This window comes from Aquimarina sp. KJ22-3 (genome assembly GCF_055808215.1).
Genome location: NZ_CM147859.1, coordinates 1,356,768 through 1,373,451, shown reverse-complemented (window position 1 = coordinate 1,373,451; position 16,684 = coordinate 1,356,768). Strand labels below are relative to the sequence as shown.

At 42.5% G+C, this 16,684-nt stretch carries 11 protein-coding genes and 1 tRNA gene; 8 read left to right on the top strand and 4 right to left on the bottom strand.

Features of this window, described 5'->3' with window-relative positions; all coding sequences use genetic code 11:
• Positions 1-19: 19 nt before the first annotated feature.
• The 3 genes from AC0L3Q_RS05990 to AC0L3Q_RS05980 form a co-directional block, all read right to left on the bottom strand.
• Complete coding sequence (locus AC0L3Q_RS05990; protein WP_473285746.1) at positions 20-526, bottom strand: DUF6702 family protein; 507 nt, start codon at positions 524-526, stop codon at positions 20-22.
• 41 nt (positions 527-567) lie between these two features.
• Positions 568-1,323, bottom strand: a complete 756-nt coding sequence (locus AC0L3Q_RS05985) for a peptidase associated/transthyretin-like domain-containing protein (protein WP_473285745.1) — start codon at positions 1,321-1,323, stop codon at positions 568-570.
• Between the two features lie 79 nt (positions 1,324-1,402).
• Positions 1,403-2,194 (bottom strand): carboxypeptidase-like regulatory domain-containing protein, encoded by a 792-nt coding sequence (locus AC0L3Q_RS05980; protein WP_473285744.1) that lies wholly within the window; start codon positions 2,192-2,194, stop codon positions 1,403-1,405.
• Between the two features lie 100 nt (positions 2,195-2,294).
• Here AC0L3Q_RS05980 and pepE point away from each other — a divergent pair, with 100 nt between their 5' ends.
• The 5 genes from pepE to AC0L3Q_RS05955 all read left to right on the top strand — a co-directional run bounded on the left by pepE (position 2,295) and on the right by AC0L3Q_RS05955 (position 7,872).
• On the top strand, positions 2,295-3,002 hold the full coding sequence (gene pepE / locus AC0L3Q_RS05975) for a dipeptidase PepE (protein WP_473285743.1): 708 nt from the start codon (positions 2,295-2,297) through the stop codon (positions 3,000-3,002).
• A 9-nt stretch (positions 3,003-3,011) separates the two neighbouring features.
• The gene (locus AC0L3Q_RS05970) at positions 3,012-3,926 is read left to right on the top strand and encodes a glutaminase (protein ID WP_473285742.1); all 915 of its coding nucleotides are present in this window, start codon (positions 3,012-3,014) and stop codon (positions 3,924-3,926) included.
• A 1,243-nt stretch (positions 3,927-5,169) separates the two neighbouring features.
• Positions 5,170-5,784, top strand: coding sequence for a tetratricopeptide repeat protein (locus AC0L3Q_RS05965; protein ID WP_473285741.1), 615 nt, complete (start codon positions 5,170-5,172; stop codon positions 5,782-5,784).
• Between the two features lie 350 nt (positions 5,785-6,134).
• Positions 6,135-7,238: a glycosyltransferase family 2 protein gene (locus AC0L3Q_RS05960; RefSeq protein ID WP_473285740.1), complete on the top strand. Its 1,104-nt coding sequence runs from the start codon at positions 6,135-6,137 to the stop codon at positions 7,236-7,238.
• 61 nt (positions 7,239-7,299) lie between these two features.
• Positions 7,300-7,872: a class I SAM-dependent methyltransferase gene (locus tag AC0L3Q_RS05955; RefSeq protein ID WP_473285739.1), complete on the top strand. Its 573-nt coding sequence runs from the start codon at positions 7,300-7,302 to the stop codon at positions 7,870-7,872.
• A gap of 566 nt (positions 7,873-8,438) precedes the next feature.
• Here the strand turns inward: AC0L3Q_RS05955 and AC0L3Q_RS05950 are convergent.
• Positions 8,439-8,511, bottom strand: a tRNA-Gly gene (locus AC0L3Q_RS05950).
• A gap of 839 nt (positions 8,512-9,350) precedes the next feature.
• Between AC0L3Q_RS05950 and AC0L3Q_RS05945 the strand changes: the two genes are divergently transcribed.
• The 3 genes from AC0L3Q_RS05945 (at position 9,351) to AC0L3Q_RS05935 (ending at position 16,677) form a co-directional block, all read left to right on the top strand.
• Positions 9,351-15,380 (top strand): hypothetical protein, encoded by a 6,030-nt coding sequence (locus AC0L3Q_RS05945; RefSeq protein WP_473285738.1) that lies wholly within the window; start codon positions 9,351-9,353, stop codon positions 15,378-15,380.
• Positions 15,381-15,499: 119 nt separating this feature from the next.
• Positions 15,500-15,976: a hypothetical protein gene (locus AC0L3Q_RS05940; RefSeq protein ID WP_473285737.1), complete on the top strand. Its 477-nt coding sequence runs from the start codon at positions 15,500-15,502 to the stop codon at positions 15,974-15,976.
• A gap of 44 nt (positions 15,977-16,020) precedes the next feature.
• Positions 16,021-16,677 carry a hypothetical protein gene (locus tag AC0L3Q_RS05935; RefSeq protein WP_473285736.1) on the top strand — a complete coding sequence of 219 codons (657 nt, stop codon included), beginning with the start codon at positions 16,021-16,023 and terminating at the stop codon, positions 16,675-16,677.
• Positions 16,678-16,684 lie beyond the last annotated feature (7 nt).

Below are 16,684 nucleotides of genomic sequence, written 5' to 3'. Positions count from 1 at the left end.
TTTTTAAAAGCTTAAAGATTTATTCACTAAATTTTAACATCCCTGTATCCCTTCTTTTTTCTAGGATAAGGCTCTTGCGGATGTTTTCATTTTTAACATGAATAATATTTTGTTGTTCTTCAAAAAGATCCATTAATACTTGATTGGATATTTCAAAAGTTTCTAAACTATTTATATTTTCTATTTCCAGATATAAGAGGATCAGATCATCTTCATATTCTTTTCCTAAAAATACGAAAGGCTTTTCTTCTCCATTAATGATAAAAGTGATTTTTTGATCGAAGTATTTCTCCAAATATTCATCGACATTTGGACTTTCTGCATTTGGCTCTAGTTGAATTTTTGCATCATATCGCTGTCGAAGTACTTCTTCGATATCATCGATAAAAACTCTGGTAATAATCTGAAGTGATTGTTGTTCTTTATTATATTCGACTTGTGTAACACTGACATAAAACTTATGAGCAACGAACGAACTCAAAGCAATCACCATAACACACAACACAAGACTTAAGCTCTTTTTCATATTTATAAAAAATTATAAAGGGTTAAATGTACTTAAAATAATTAATCCAGCTCTTTGTGTTCTCGATATAATACTGCTTTACCTTTAAAAAAATCCATCAGGCTCAACTTTTTTGAATTTGTCAACAAATCTTTAAAGTAATCGTCCTCTGCGCAATAATAAATAAAATCAGTAACCAACTCCTCAGGAATCTCCAGAGCAATCACAAAAAAAGAAGTGTCAAAAGAGGTCTCACCCTGATGTACTACCTTATCTAGATCTTGAAGCGCTTTAATTCTTTTTAATTTTTTGAGAGTACCATTCAAATAATTGATAGGCCTTTCCAAAATCCCTGATTTTGCAGTATAAATCCTTCGTTCTATTTGTGTAGGTTGTGGTTTATCACTAAAAGGAAGCCCTAAAATTTTATTATCTACATAAGGTAACAATTCTACCTTACCCACATCGTCATTAAGGTATCCAGACAATTCAACATTACTTACTTTTACACGATCAAGCAATTGTACTTTGGTAGACAAGACAATTTCTAAGTTTTCATTATCCAAATCCTCTTCACTCACTTTTAGAGTAACTGCTTTGTATTGAACTGAAGAAAAGACAATAGAGTCCCCAACATTTGCAGGAATATTGAAAAACCCATTCTCGTCATTAGTAGTTCCCTTTAGATTAGAGTAATTAACAATATTGATTGCATACCCTTGTATTGAATCTGCAACCACCCTACCCTTAAGCATTTGCGCATACCCAAAACCAATAGGTAACACTAGTAACATAAAAAGAGTAATAGTTTTTTTCATCAATTACGAAATAGAAACCCAGTGAAGTATCCACTAAGCGCTACGTAAAAGACGTTACTTGGATCCGTTCGTTACAAAACTATTGTCGCTGACGGTATAATTTACTTTGATACACCAAAAACTGAAGAAGATCCAGTTCTTTACCGGTTTCGAAATATGCATTATCCAACCCATTATCTTCGGCAAAGAAGATAAAGTCGTTAATCTGGTCCATCTCAAGAGCCAAGAAGTTTCTAAAGAAATCATCATTATACATATCTCTCATCTTGACATCAATATCTTTGGGCCTTTTTTTATTTTTTGAACTCTCTTTATTATTGTATACCAACTTAAAAAGATTGACAAAGTTCAAACCATTAATCATCCTGTCTTCCAAAAAAACTTTGTTTTCGAGTGTACTCACTTCATCTGGTCTAAAATCATAATCGGTATCATTAATTCTCGTCGAGGTTTCTTTGGAGACCTCTCCTATTCCACTTTCACTAAAACCTATTTTTTTGACATCCACAGATACATTCCCTAATAGATCATAAGGAGTAACAACTACTTCTTCTAATTGATTTACAGATTCATTAAGAAATACATTCAATCTTTTACTATCTACCACTCCCTTATCTATCAATACCAAAAAGTGTTGATACTGCATTGCCACAATCTCTATTTTGTCATTAATACCAGCATTGATTTTAAATTCTCCTTTTTGATTGGTGATCGTTCCTTTATTTGAGCTACGATTATAAATCACTACTCCTTCGACATCATCACCGATTGGAGCACTAATTTTACCTTCGATCATAACTCTTGAAGTAATTTGAGAAATAGATTGAGTAACTACTAAACAGATAAATAGGATGGCTAATTTCACTTTCATTGTAAACAGGGTTAATTTTCTTCAAAAAGATACTACATTTTTTTATCTTACCTCGGTATTTCGCTATAAGAAAAAGTTAAACCACCTATAAGAAAAATTAATGACAAATTGCATTATCGCCAGCACCTCTACCCTTTATGGTAGCCAACCACTAGAATATTTGTTAGGCACGTTGGAAGAATTGTACCAAGGCCGAGACGAAGTTCTTTTCATTCCGTACGCCCGCCCCGGAGGCATCTCCCATGACGAATATACTATTGGTATTAATAATATTTTCAAGAAAATAAATAAACGCATTGTTAGCATTCATATGTTTTCTGATGCGCAAGAAGCTTTTAAGAATGTACAAGGTATCTATACAGGAGGAGGAAACACATTTTTGTTGGTAGATCAATTGTATCGTAACGAATGCATTCCGCTAATAAAAGACGCTGTTATGTCCGGCACGCCTTATTTAGGAACTAGCGCAGGCAGTAATATTTGTGGTTTAACCATGCAAACCACCAATGATATGCCGATTGTACATCCACCTAGTTTGAAAACTTTGGGTATTGTTCCTTTTAATATTAATCCACATTATTTGGATCCAGACCCTAATTCTACTCATAAAGGAGAAACGCGTGAGACTCGTATCAAAGAATTTCACAACCTCAATACACAACCGGTAGTCGGTTTACGAGAAGGAAGTTGGTTAAAAGTAGAAGGAGATAAAATTACACTGGGAGGAAATCTAACCGCTCGTATTTTTGAAAAAGACAAAACTCCATACGAGATTGAATCTGGAAGTTCCTTAAGTGAACTCAACTAACTTTTGATAATGAATTATCAGGATATACTTAATCAAATACAGGAAGAATTAGATACAAAACAAAGCGCAGGCAAGGTTGCCTCTTATATTCCTGAACTCGCAAAAGTGAATCCAAATAAGTTCGGGATGAATTTGTATTGTATTAATTCCGGACATTATTATTTTGGAGATTATCAAGAGCGATTTTCTATCCAGAGTATCTCAAAGGTTTTTGCACTTACGCTGGCAATGTCATTAACCGATGATAGTTTGTTTGAGCGTGTAGATGTTGAGCCTTCTGGAGACCCTTTTAATTCTCTTGTACAATTAGAGTATGAACAAGGCATTCCAAGAAACCCTTTTATCAATGCGGGTGCTTTGGTAATTTCGGATGTCTTAATCTCACTTTTGGACAATCCTAAAAAAGACTTTCTCAATTTTATTCATACTATAGTAGGTGATAAAACTATGGACATCAATAAAGAAGTATTCTATTCTGAAAAAAAGTATAGCCACAGAAATGCAGCTCTACTGAACTTAATGAAGTCCTTTGGAAATATTAAAAACGATATCGAAACAGTGTTGGACTTTTATATTTTTCAATGTGCAGTGGCGATGTCTTGCAAAGAACTATCCACAGCATTTATGATTTATGCCAATCAAGGCAAAAAACTATCTGATGGACTACAAATTCTGGCACCTCAAAAAGTAAAACGAATTAACGCTATTATGCAAACCTGTGGGTTCTATGATGAAGCTGGAGAATTTACCTTTAGAGTAGGTTTACCAGGTAAGAGTGGTGTTGGTGGGGGTATAGCGGCAGTACATCCCGGGCAATATACCGTAACCGTTTGGAGCCCACCTCTCAATCCAAAAGGCAACTCTGAGTTGGGCATGTTTGCTTTAGAGCGATTAACAACACTTACAGGTTTGTCTATTTTTTAAATAAACAAAATATTCCTAAAAATTATGAATATACCCTTCTCTAATATTTGAGATTATACATTAACCCGAGAAGAAAGGAACTTTCAAAATCATAACGAAATCATAAAAACTCTTATATTTAGCTTCTGTAAAAGTATTTCTTACTTGAGCTAACTCTAACATCAAATAATTTTTGGTAATTATTGCTGTCAATATTTATTAAGGATTACGCTTACAATTTAAAAGTATATGTTTAACAACTTCACTAACCGAACTTTTCAAACGGTAGCTTTATCTACAATACTTATTGTGACTTTTGTTGTTTATTTAAATCACTTTGACAATCCTTTTTTCTTTGATGACTTTCATACAATTACTGAAAATGAGTCCATTCAGAGTTTAGACAATTGGACAGAATTCTTTACCAACGCTGACACTTTTAGTTCCTTACCCGCAAATAGATCTTATCGCCCTATGATAACATTGATGAATGCTTTGGACTATAAGTTGGGAGGTGGTTTAAATCCTGAGTTTTTTCACTATCACATATTTTTTTGGTTTCTGGTTCTCATTATTCTCGTATTCATTCTCATCAAAAAGATTTATAAGCTCTCTGAATCCTCGAACAAAGGGATAATCATAACTGCTTTATTGTCTACAGCATGGTTTGCCGTTCATACTACAAATGCAGAAACTATCAATTATATATGTGCACGGTCTGATTCTTTTTCCACGCTTTGTGTAGTTATGTCTTTACTTTTATATATACATCCTTTCGGAAAAAAATGGCATTTGTATCTAATAACTGCCATAATTGGAGTATGGACAAAACAAACAGGGGTAATGTTTTTACCTATATTGTTTATGTATATATTACTATTTGAAGAACATTCACTGCTAACTAATTTCAAAACAGACACTAAAAAAAGTTAATTACATTTTCAAAAAAAGTAGCGCCTACTGCGATAGTTTTAACTTCATTATTCATATTCAATCAGTACTATCTAACACCGGAGGCCACGGTATCTACAAATTACACAATTACCAGATTTGAATATATTAGCACCCAGTTTTTTGTTACTCTGCATTATCTAGGAAACTTCATTTTACCCATTAACTTAAGTGCCGATCCCGATGTTGCTATCATCAAACCATGGTATGATTTTCGTATTTTATCTGGACTTATTGTAATTCTTATAATGGTTGCAGTCATGATAAAAACTTCCTTTCAAAAGAAATTAAGACCTATTTCTTTTGGATTCTCGTGGTTTTTTATTGCTTCATTACCTACTACATTAAATCCTCTTTTTCAAATCGCCAACGATCATCGCACTTTTTTCCTTTTATAGGTTTATTCATAGCTATCCCATGGGCTCTTCTAATAATATTCGAAAAATATAAGCTGATCCAGAACAAAAAGAAAGCATCTATTCTCATAGGTTTATTTCTGGTAGTAATTAGTGCTCATGCTTATGGAACCATTCAAAGAAATAAGGTCTGGGGGTCTACAGAATCCTTATGGAAAGATGTTACCATTAAAAGCCCAAAAAATGGACGTGGATTGATGAATTACGGATTAAGTCAGATGGAGAAGGGAAATTACGACCTTGCACTTGATTACTATAACAAAGCGTATCAAATACAACCTAACTACTATGTTCTACATGTCAATATGGGTATTTTGTATGGCGCTCAAAACAACCATCAAAAAGCAAAAGAACATTTTGAATATGCCATTAACCTAAATTCATCTTCCCCTACTCCAGAATATTTTTATGGAAGATATTTATATGAAAGAAATAAATATGTAGAGGCAAAAAAATACTTAAATCAAGCCTTAAAAAAAGCCCTAATCATGCCCAATCAAAAAGCTTATTAAAAAATACATCTTCAAAAATCACCCTATTAAAACAAGAAATTGAGGCAGATCGAAAAAAGGCAATACATGACGCTGATATTAATAAATTACTAGAATTAAGTTTAAAATATTATAATTTAGGGGAATATCAATCGGTTATTTCCATATGTAGAAATATTCTAGAAATAGATTCAAATAATGCTTATGCCTACAACAACATCTGTTCGGCACATAACCAAATGAAACAATGGAAACTTGCATTTGAAGCCTGCAAGAAATCCTTAGACATTGCTCCAGATTACCAATTGGCTAAGAACAACCTTAAATGGGCTTCAGACAACTTAAATTGACACTTAATTAAAAAGTAGACAATGTTAAACAACAAAACAATCGCTATTGTAATTCCTTGCTATAATGAAGGCACACAAATAGCTATGGTCATTGATAGTTTACCCGATTTCGTAGATCGTATCATAGTCATTGATGATGTATCCAAAGACAATACCGTAGAGGTTGTTACGGAATATCTAAAAGGAGATAACACCTCTGCTCTTACCATGTCTTCAAATCTCAAAAAGAATATTACCCCTACGATCTATAATCAAGCCGATATAGAGGTACATCAAAAAAACATAGAGGAAGTAAAAAAGTTTACTCCTATAGAAATTGTCAACAAAGATCCCGACAATGACAAAATAATTTTGATCAAACACTTAAAAAATGGTGGTGTAGGAGCTTCGGTTGCAACCGGATATAAATGGTGTAAAGATCATGATATTGATTGCGCTGTGGTCATGAATGGTGATGGCCAAATGGATCCTAATGAACTAGAATCCATTTGCAACCCTGTCGTTTACGAAGACATTGACTACGTAAAAGGAAATCGATTAATTCATAAAAGTGCATGGGTGATTATTCCAAGAATACGTTTCTTCGGAAATTCTATATTGAGTATTCTCACAAAAATAGTTTCCGGTTACTGGGGGATTTCTGATACACAAAGTGGATATACAGCAATGTCAAATAACGCATTAAACTCTATCCCTTTATATAAGATCTACAAAAGATATGGCATGCCAAATGATGTATTGGTAAAACTTAATATTGCCTTCTGTACCATAAGAGAAGTCAAAATAAAACCTGTTTACGGTGTTGGAGAACAATCTAAATTAAGCGTCATAAAGGTTACATTTCCCATTCTGTTCCTATTAATTCGATGCTTTTTTAAAAGATTAACCATAAAATATCTCTACAGAAGTTTCCATCCTTTATTCGTCTTGTATTGGGTAGCTATTCTCATAGGAATTATAAACTCTTATTTCCTTTACCACTTGTTGTATAATTTTTTCACCCCTAATGTAAAGACTCCAACAGACTACCTGATTATTTTTATTTTTCTAACTATTTCTGGTTTTCAGTCCTTCTTATTTGCAATGTGGATGGATATACAGGACAATGAGCGCTTGTCAAAATAATTTTTCAAATAATTATCTTTGATCAAATGCAACCAATAACAGATTTCAAAAAAGACTAGTTTTGAAAAAAATTGACCACTCCAAATTAAAAGCGACTCCAGAAACTGAAGACTTCTCGGGCAAATACGAGAACGAAGGCTTCATTGCAAAATATCTGGTAAATAGTTATTTCAAATCTGTAGAAAAATTATTAAAAAAAATACCAGAAATTAAATCTGCTCATGAGATTGGTTGTGGAGAAGGAAGATCTACTATCAAACTTCATCAATTCGTTTCTAATTTAACAGCTTCAGAATATGTTGAAAACTTGGTTGGTGTTGCAAAAAGAAATAATCCAGATTTAAATATTTTTCAAGAAAGTGTTTACGAACTTAAATATGATAACTCTAGTATAGAGTTAATTTTTTTACTTGAAGTCTTAGAACATCTCGACTATCCTGAAACTGCCTTAGATGAAATAAAAAGAGTATCCCAAAAATACTTGATCTTGGGTGTACCAAGAGAACCTTTGTGGCGATTTTTAAATATGTGTAGATTGAAATATGTAAAAGACTTCGGGAATACACCAGGACATTTAAATCACTGGTCAAAAAAATCTATCGTAAAACTTATTGAAAAAAATTCGGAAAGGTAATCGCTGTCGAATCCCCTATTCCTTGGACCATAGTTTTAGCCGAAAAACAACCACCAAGAGGTTTGTAAACGATTCACAAGAAATGTTTAAGTTCCAAAAATTACTCAGTGAAGAAAATAAAGCTTTGACTGTTAGATATATTCTCATCAGTCTATTGAGCTATGGATTTGTTTTTTTGGGCTTAATATTTATGGTAAACTTGTTAGAAGTAAATCAAACCTTATCCTTTATAATAGTATACGGAATCAATTATATCTTCCTATACATGGTTCAGTTAAGATATTTATTTAAGACCAAACACAACAAGAAAAAATTATTCCGCTTTGTTTGCTTTATCCTTTTCTTTTATACCTGTGCCAATATCTTTTACAACATAGCATTAAATTTAAATATCCATTATTTAGTTGCTACGGCACTTACAGTTATTCTTTTAATGCCCTTTAGAATACTAGCATCAAAGTTGATTGTTTTTAAGGACTAGGATGTATGGTAGATAGCACCCCGAATAATTTACAAGGGATCAGATATAAAATAAAAAAGCTCCATCAACGAAGATGAAGCTCTAGAGCGGGAGACCGGGTTCGAACCGGCGACATTCAGCTTGGAAGGCTGACGCTCTACCAACTGAGCTACTCCCGCCTTTTGTGATGGCAAATATATTAGATTTAGTGAAAATAAAAAATATAATATTCCATTTATTTTTAGTTCATCAAATTTTAACAATTCATAAAACTTTATCTTATGAGAAGCGTATGTCGATAACTAATTTAACACGTTTTATCGACTAAAATTGTATTTTATCGAAAAAATCGTATATTTGCTTGGTTAACTCTAATTTAATAGTTTTAACAGTATAAATTTAATTTTGAAAAATTTACGTTAACCTACTTAACATTCGTCAAATGTAATGGCTTGTACATTATAATTTAATGTTTGCCACAAATAAACTATGAATATGAGGATAAAATTACTCTTTATCATCTTATTTTTATCTTTAGCTACCTCTCAGGCACAAGTCAAAGTTGGTGATAACCCTAATCTTATTGATGCAAGTTCCTTGATGGAACTAGAAAGTTCAGATAGAGCATTTGTTCTTACAAGAGTTACTGATGCTCAAATGAATGCCATTACTCCCTTAAATGGAGCTTTAGTATATAATACTGATAACAATTGCATCTTTCAATTTAACAATAATAGTTGGAGTAGTCTTTGTACAGGCAATGATGATCAACAATTAAGTTTCGATTCGACCACTAACATCTTGACTTTAGAAAATGGTGGAGCAGTTAATCTTTCTTCCTTAATTAATGATTCAGATGCTGATCCAACCAACGAAATACAAATCTTAAGTCAAAGTGGTAATACGATTACCTTATCCAACGGAGGAGGTTCTTTCACAGAAACAATCTCGACATTAACGTCCAACCCAGACGGGACTTTTACATATACCGCAGAAGACGGAACACAAACTACATTTGGTGCTACAGGTCCAACAGGTCCTCAAGGACCAACAGGAAATACAGGTGCCACTGGAGCACAAGGACCGACGGGTGCCACTGGAGCAACCGGTGCACAGGGACCAACAGGTAATACAGGTGCCACTGGTGCACAAGGACCGACAGGTGCTACTGGAGCTACTGGTGCACAAGGACCTACAGGTGCTACTGGAGCAACCGGTGCACAAGGACCAACAGGAAATACAGGTGCCACTGGTGCACAAGGACCGACAGGTGCTACTGGAGCAACCGGTGCACAAGGACCAACAGGAAATACAGGTGCCACTGGAGCACAAGGGCCTACAGGTGCTACTGGAACTACTGGTGCGCAAGGACCAACAGGAAATACAGGTGCCACTGGAGCACAAGGACCGACGGGTGCTACTGGAGCAACCGGAGCACAAGGACCTACAGGTGCCACTGGACCTACAGGTGCTACTGGAACTACTGGTGCGCAAGGACCAACAGGAAATACAGGTGCCACTGGTGCACAAGGACCTACGGGTGCTACTGGAGCAACTGGAGCTCAAGGGCCAACAGGTGCTACTGGAGCAACCGGTGCACAAGGACCAACAGGTGCCACTGGAGCTACTGGTGCACAAGGACCAACAGGTGCTACTGGAGCAACCGGAGCTCAAGGACCAACAGGTGCCACTGGAGCAACAGGAGCACAAGGACCTACGGGTGCTACTGGAGCAACAGGAGCACAAGGACCAACAGGTGCTACTGGAGCAACCGGTGCACAAGGACCAACAGGTGCCACTGGAGCTACTGGTGCACAAGGACCAACAGGTGCTACTGGAGCAACCGGTGCGCAAGGACCAACAGGTGCTACTGGAGCAACAGGAGCACAAGGACCTACAGGTGCTACTGGAGCAACCGGTGCACAAGGACCAACAGGAAATACAGGTGCCACTGGTGCACAAGGACCAACAGGTGCTACTGGAGCAACCGGAGCACAAGGACCAACAGGTGCCACTGGAGCAACCGGAGCGCAAGGACCAACAGGTGCTACTGGAGCTACTGGTGCGCAAGGGCCAACAGGTGCTACTGGAGCTACTGGTGCGCAAGGACCAACAGGAAATACAGGTGCCACTGGTGCACAAGGACCGACAGGTGCTACTGGAGCAACCGGAGCACAAGGGCCTACAGGTGCCACTGGAGCAACAGGAACACAAGGACCTACGGGTGCTACTGGAGCAACAGGAGCGCAAGGACCAACAGGTGCGACTGGAACTACTGGTGCACAAGGACCAACAGGAAACACAGGTGCAACTGGAGCACAAGGACCAACAGGAAATACAGGTGCCACTGGTGCGCAAGGACCGACGGGTGCTACTGGAGCTACTGGTGCACAAGGACCAACAGGTAATACAGGTGCTACTGGTGCACAAGGACCTACGGGTGCTACTGGAGCAACCGGTGCACAAGGACCAACAGGAAATACTGGAGCAACCGGTGCGCAAGGACCTACGGGTGCCACTGGAGCAACAGGAGCTCAAGGACCAACAGGTGCGACTGGAGCAACCGGAGCGCAAGGACCAACAGGAAATACGGGTGCCACTGGAGCAACAGGAACACAAGGACCGACAGGTGCGACTGGAGCTACTGGTGCACAAGGACCAACAGGTAATACAGGTGCCACTGGAGCACAAGGACCTACGGGTGCTACTGGAGCAACCGGTGCACAAGGACCAACAGGAAATACTGGAGCAACCGGTGCGCAAGGACCTACGGGTGCCACTGGAGCAACAGGAGCTCAAGGACCAACAGGTGCGACTGGAGCAACCGGAGCGCAAGGACCAACAGGAAATACGGGTGCAACTGGAGCAACAGGAACACAAGGACCGACAGGTGCGACTGGAGCTACTGGTGCACAAGGACCAACAGGAAATACAGGTGCCACTGGAGCACAAGGAGCTACGGGTGCCACTGGAGCAACCGGTGCACAAGGACCAACAGGAAATACAGGTGCCACTGGTGCACAAGGACCGACAGGTGCTACCGGAGCAACAGGAGCACAAGGACCTACGGGTGCTACCGGAGCAACCGGTGCACAAGGACCAACAGGAAATACAGGTGCAACTGGAGCACAAGGACCAACAGGTGCCACTGGAGCAACCGGTGCACAAGGACCAACAGGTGCGACTGGAGCAACCGGAGCGCAAGGACCAACAGGAAATACGGGTGCCACTGGAGCAACAGGAACACAAGGACCGACAGGTGCGACTGGAGCTACTGGAGCACAAGGACCGACAGGTGCTACTGGAGCTACTGGAGCACAAGGACCAACAGGTAATACAGGTGCAACTGGTGCACAAGGACCAACAGGAAATACAGGTGCAACTGGTGCACAAGGACCAACAGGTGCCACTGGAGCAACCGGTGCACAAGGACCAACAGGTAATACAGGTGCCACTGGAGCGCAAGGACCAACAGGTGCTACTGGAGCAACCGGAGCACAAGGACCAACAGGTGCCACTGGAGCTACTGGTGCACAAGGACCTACGGGTGCTACTGGAGCAACCGGTGCGCAAGGACCAACAGGTGCGACTGGAACTACTGGTGCGCAAGGACCTACGGGTGCTACTGGAGCAACCGGTGCGCAAGGACCAACAGGTGCCACTGGTGCACAAGGGCCGACAGGTGCTACTGGAGCTACTGGTGCGCAAGGACCTACGGGTGCTACTGGAGCAACAGGAGCTCAAGGACCAACAGGTAATACAGGTGCCACTGGTGCACAAGGACCAACAGGAAATACAGGTGCCACTGGAGCGCAAGGACCAACAGGTGCTACTGGAGCAACCGGAGCACAAGGACCAACAGGTAATACAGGTGCCACTGGAGCACAAGGACCTACTGGAGCAACCGGAACACAAGGACCGACAGGTGCTACTGGAGCAACCGGTGCACAAGGACCAACAGGTGCTACTGGAGCAACCGGGGCACAAGGAGCAACAGGTAATACAGGTGCTACTGGTGCACAAGGACCAACAGGTGCCACTGGAGCACAAGGACCAACAGGAAATACAGGTGCCACTGGTGCACAAGGGCCGACGGGTGCTACTGGAGCAACAGGAGCTCAAGGGCCAACAGGTGCTACTGGAGCAACCGGTGCACAAGGGCCGACAGGAAATACAGGTGCAACTGGTGCACAAGGACCTACGGGTGCGACTGGAGCAACCGGTGCGCAAGGACCTACTGGTGCCACTGGAGCTACTGGTGCACAAGGACCAACAGGTGCGACTGGAGCAACCGGTGCGCAAGGACCTACTGGAGCAACAGGAGCACAAGGACCAACAGGAAATACAGGTGCCACTGGTGCACAAGGACCGACAGGTGCTACTGGAGCAACCGGTGCGCAAGGACCAACAGGTGCTACTGGAGCAACCGGAGCACAAGGACCTACGGGTGCCACTGGAGCAACCGGAGCACAAGGACCAACAGGTGCTACTGGAGCAACCGGAGCTCAAGGACCAACAGGTGCCACTGGAGCAACAGGAGCACAAGGACCTACGGGTGCTACTGGAGCAACCGGAGCACAAGGACCGACAGGTAATACTGGAGCAACCGGTGCGCAAGGACCGACAGGTGCTACTGGAGCAACCGGAGCACAAGGACCAACAGGTGCTACTGGAGCAACCGGTGCACAAGGACCAACAGGAAATACAGGTGCCACTGGTGCACAAGGACCGACAGGTGCTACTGGAGCAACAGGAGCACAAGGACCGACAGGTGCTACTGGAGCAACCGGAGCACAAGGACCAACAGGAAATACTGGAGCAACCGGAGCACAAGGACCTACGGGTGCCACTGGAGCAACCGGTGCGCAAGGACCAACAGGTGCTACTGGAGCAACCGGTGCACAAGGACCAACAGGAAATACAGGTGCCACTGGTGCACAAGGACCGACAGGAAATACTGGAGCTACTGGTGCGCAAGGACCAACAGGAAATACTGGAGCAACCGGTGCACAAGGACCTACTGGTGCAACTGGAGCAACCGGTGCACAAGGACCAACAGGTGCGACTGGAGCAACCGGAGCACAAGGACCAACAGGTAATACAGGTGCCACTGGAGCACAAGGACCTACTGGAGCAACCGGAACACAAGGACCGACAGGTGCTACTGGAGCAACCGGTGCACAAGGACCAACAGGTGCTACTGGAGCAACCGGTGCACAAGGGCCGACAGGAAATACAGGTGCAACTGGTGCACAAGGACCTACGGGTGCGACTGGAGCAACCGGTGCGCAAGGACCTACTGGTGCCACTGGAGCTACTGGTGCACAAGGACCAACAGGTAATACAGGTGCCACTGGAGCGCAAGGACCAACAGGTGCTACTGGAGCAACCGGAGCACAAGGACCAACAGGAAATACAGGTGCCACTGGTGCACAAGGACCGACAGGTGCTACTGGAGCAACCGGTGCGCAAGGACCAACAGGTGCTACTGGAGCAACCGGTGCACAAGGACCTACGGGTGCCACTGGAGCAACCGGAGCACAAGGACCAACAGGTGCTACTGGAGCAACCGGAGCTCAAGGACCAACAGGTGCCACTGGAGCAACAGGAGCACAAGGACCTACGGGTGCTACTGGAGCAACAGGAGCACAAGGACCAACAGGAAATACAGGTGCCACTGGTGCACAAGGACCGACAGGAAATACTGGAGCTACTGGTGCGCAAGGACCAACAGGAAATACTGGAGCAACCGGTGCACAAGGACCTACTGGTGCAACTGGAGCAACCGGTGCACAAGGACCAACAGGTGCGACTGGAGCAACCGGAGCACAAGGACCAACAGGTAATACAGGTGCCACTGGAGCACAAGGACCTACTGGAGCAACCGGAACACAAGGACCGACAGGTGCTACTGGAGCAACCGGTGCACAAGGACCAACAGGTGCTACTGGAGCAACCGGTGCACAAGGGCCGACAGGAAATACAGGTGCAACTGGTGCACAAGGACCTACGGGTGCGACTGGAGCAACCGGTGCACAAGGACCAACAGGTGCGACTGGAGCAACCGGAGCACAAGGACCTACGGGTGCTACTGGAACAACCGGAGCACAAGGACCGACAGGTGCCACTGGAGCAACCGGTGCGCAAGGACCAACAGGTGCCACTGGAGCTACTGGTGCACAAGGACCAACAGGTGCTACTGGAGCAACCGGTGCGCAAGGACCAACAGGTGCTACTGGAGCAACAGGAGCACAAGGACCTACAGGTGCTACTGGAGCAACCGGTGCACAAGGACCAACAGGTGCCACTGGAGCAACCGGAGCACAAGGACCGACAGGTGCTACTGGAGCAACCGGAGCGCAAGGACCAACAGGAAATACAGGTGCAACCGGAGCACAAGGACCAACAGGTGCTACTGGAGCAACCGGTGCGCAAGGACCTACGGGTGCTACTGGAGCAACCGGAGCACAAGGACCTACGGGTGCCACTGGAGCAACCGGAGCACAAGGACCAACAGGTGCCACTGGAGCAACCGGTGCGCAAGGACCGACAGGTGCCACTGGAGCAACCGGAGCACAAGGACCTACTGGTGCAACTGGAGCAACCGGTGCGCAAGGACCTACGGGTGCAACTGGAGCAACCGGAGCGCAAGGACCAACAGGAAATACAGGTGCAACCGGAGCACAAGGACCAACAGGAAATACAGGTGCAACCGGAGCACAAGGACCTACGGGTGCTACTGGAGCAACAGGAGCACAAGGACCTACGGGTGCCACTGGAGCAACCGGAGCACAAGGACCAACAGGTGCCACTGGAGCAACCGGTGCGCAAGGACCGACAGGTGCCACTGGAGCTACTGGTGCACAAGGACCAACAGGTGCTACTGGAGCTACTGGTGCACAAGGACCAACAGGAAATACAGGTGCCACTGGAGCACAAGGACCGACAGGTGCTACTGGAGCGCAAGGACCTACGGGTGCTACTGGAGCAACCGGTGCACAAGGAACTACAGGACCTCAAGGACCTACGGGTGCACAAGGACCAATAGGTTTACAAGGACCTGCAGGAGCAACTGGACCTCAGGGAGCAACTGGACTTCAAGGACCAACAGGTGCTACTGGAGCTACTGGTGCACAAGGACCAACAGGTGACCCGGCAACAAATATTGTGACGAATCTATCTCAGAATACAACAACGGGTGTAATCACATACACCAATGAAAATACACCAACTCCAGATACACAAACAGCTAATGTGGTTAGTACTAATGCCAATAACGATATTACCGTAGGTAGTGATGGAGGAGCATTCTTTGCTAGTCCTGTAAAAGCTATGGGTAAAGTTTCTGGAGCAGGATCAGCGCTTAAAATTTTAAACGCAACCGTATCTAGAATTGACGAAGGTGACTATCAAATCACTTTCACCAACGCAATGCCTGACGCTAATTATATCATACAACTTTCCATTTTGGATTGTGGTGGTGATTGCCCAGGAAATACTGGACAAGATTATGATGATCCCGGAATCACATATTATAACCAAACTACTACCGGATTTAGAGTAAATATTGGAGATAGTGACAATGGAACCAATCAGAAAGACGATATTGATTTAGAATTTATGTTTACCGTACTCGATTTCTAATAAATATTATTTAAAACATATAATAAGGATTAATAGATATCAAAATGAAAAAATTACCCCTATTAATATTATTTCTAGCATTAATGAATCAGGCTTTTGCGCAGATAGGTCCAAATGATGCTAATGCTTTGATGGGGTTACCCACCGCTACTAACCTAACTGAGATTAATGCTATTATTAATCCACAAATAGGATCAGTGGTCTTTAATCTGGACGACGAAGAAATATATCGTTATACCGGCGCAACTAATGGATGGCAAAGAGCTACAGATGACCAAACCGATGCAGAAGTACTACTTGCGACACCAATAGATGTCGATGAAGATGCTGTCTCTACTCCTACTAACGAGACAAACTTACAAGAAGTGGTTCAGGCGATAGCTCCAATTACTTCAAAAGCTGGAAGAGTATTCTTCCCTCCTTCTATTGAAATTGATGCTTCGGCAATAGTAAGCAATCAAACTATAGATTTATATGCTTTGTATAGAGCGCAATATGCAACACCGGTGATAAGCAGTCCTAGTGCTCCCAATACAATCCCCATTTATGAAGCTAATGAACTTTACTATTATGTAACTTTTGCAGATCCAGTCGTTTTTAATATCGATAGTTTAAGTGACGCCGGAGTTTTGCAGTATGACATATTAAGTATACCAACCGATGACAATACCTTGATCAATGTGGTGTTCGTAGTTAGGTAATTAATGC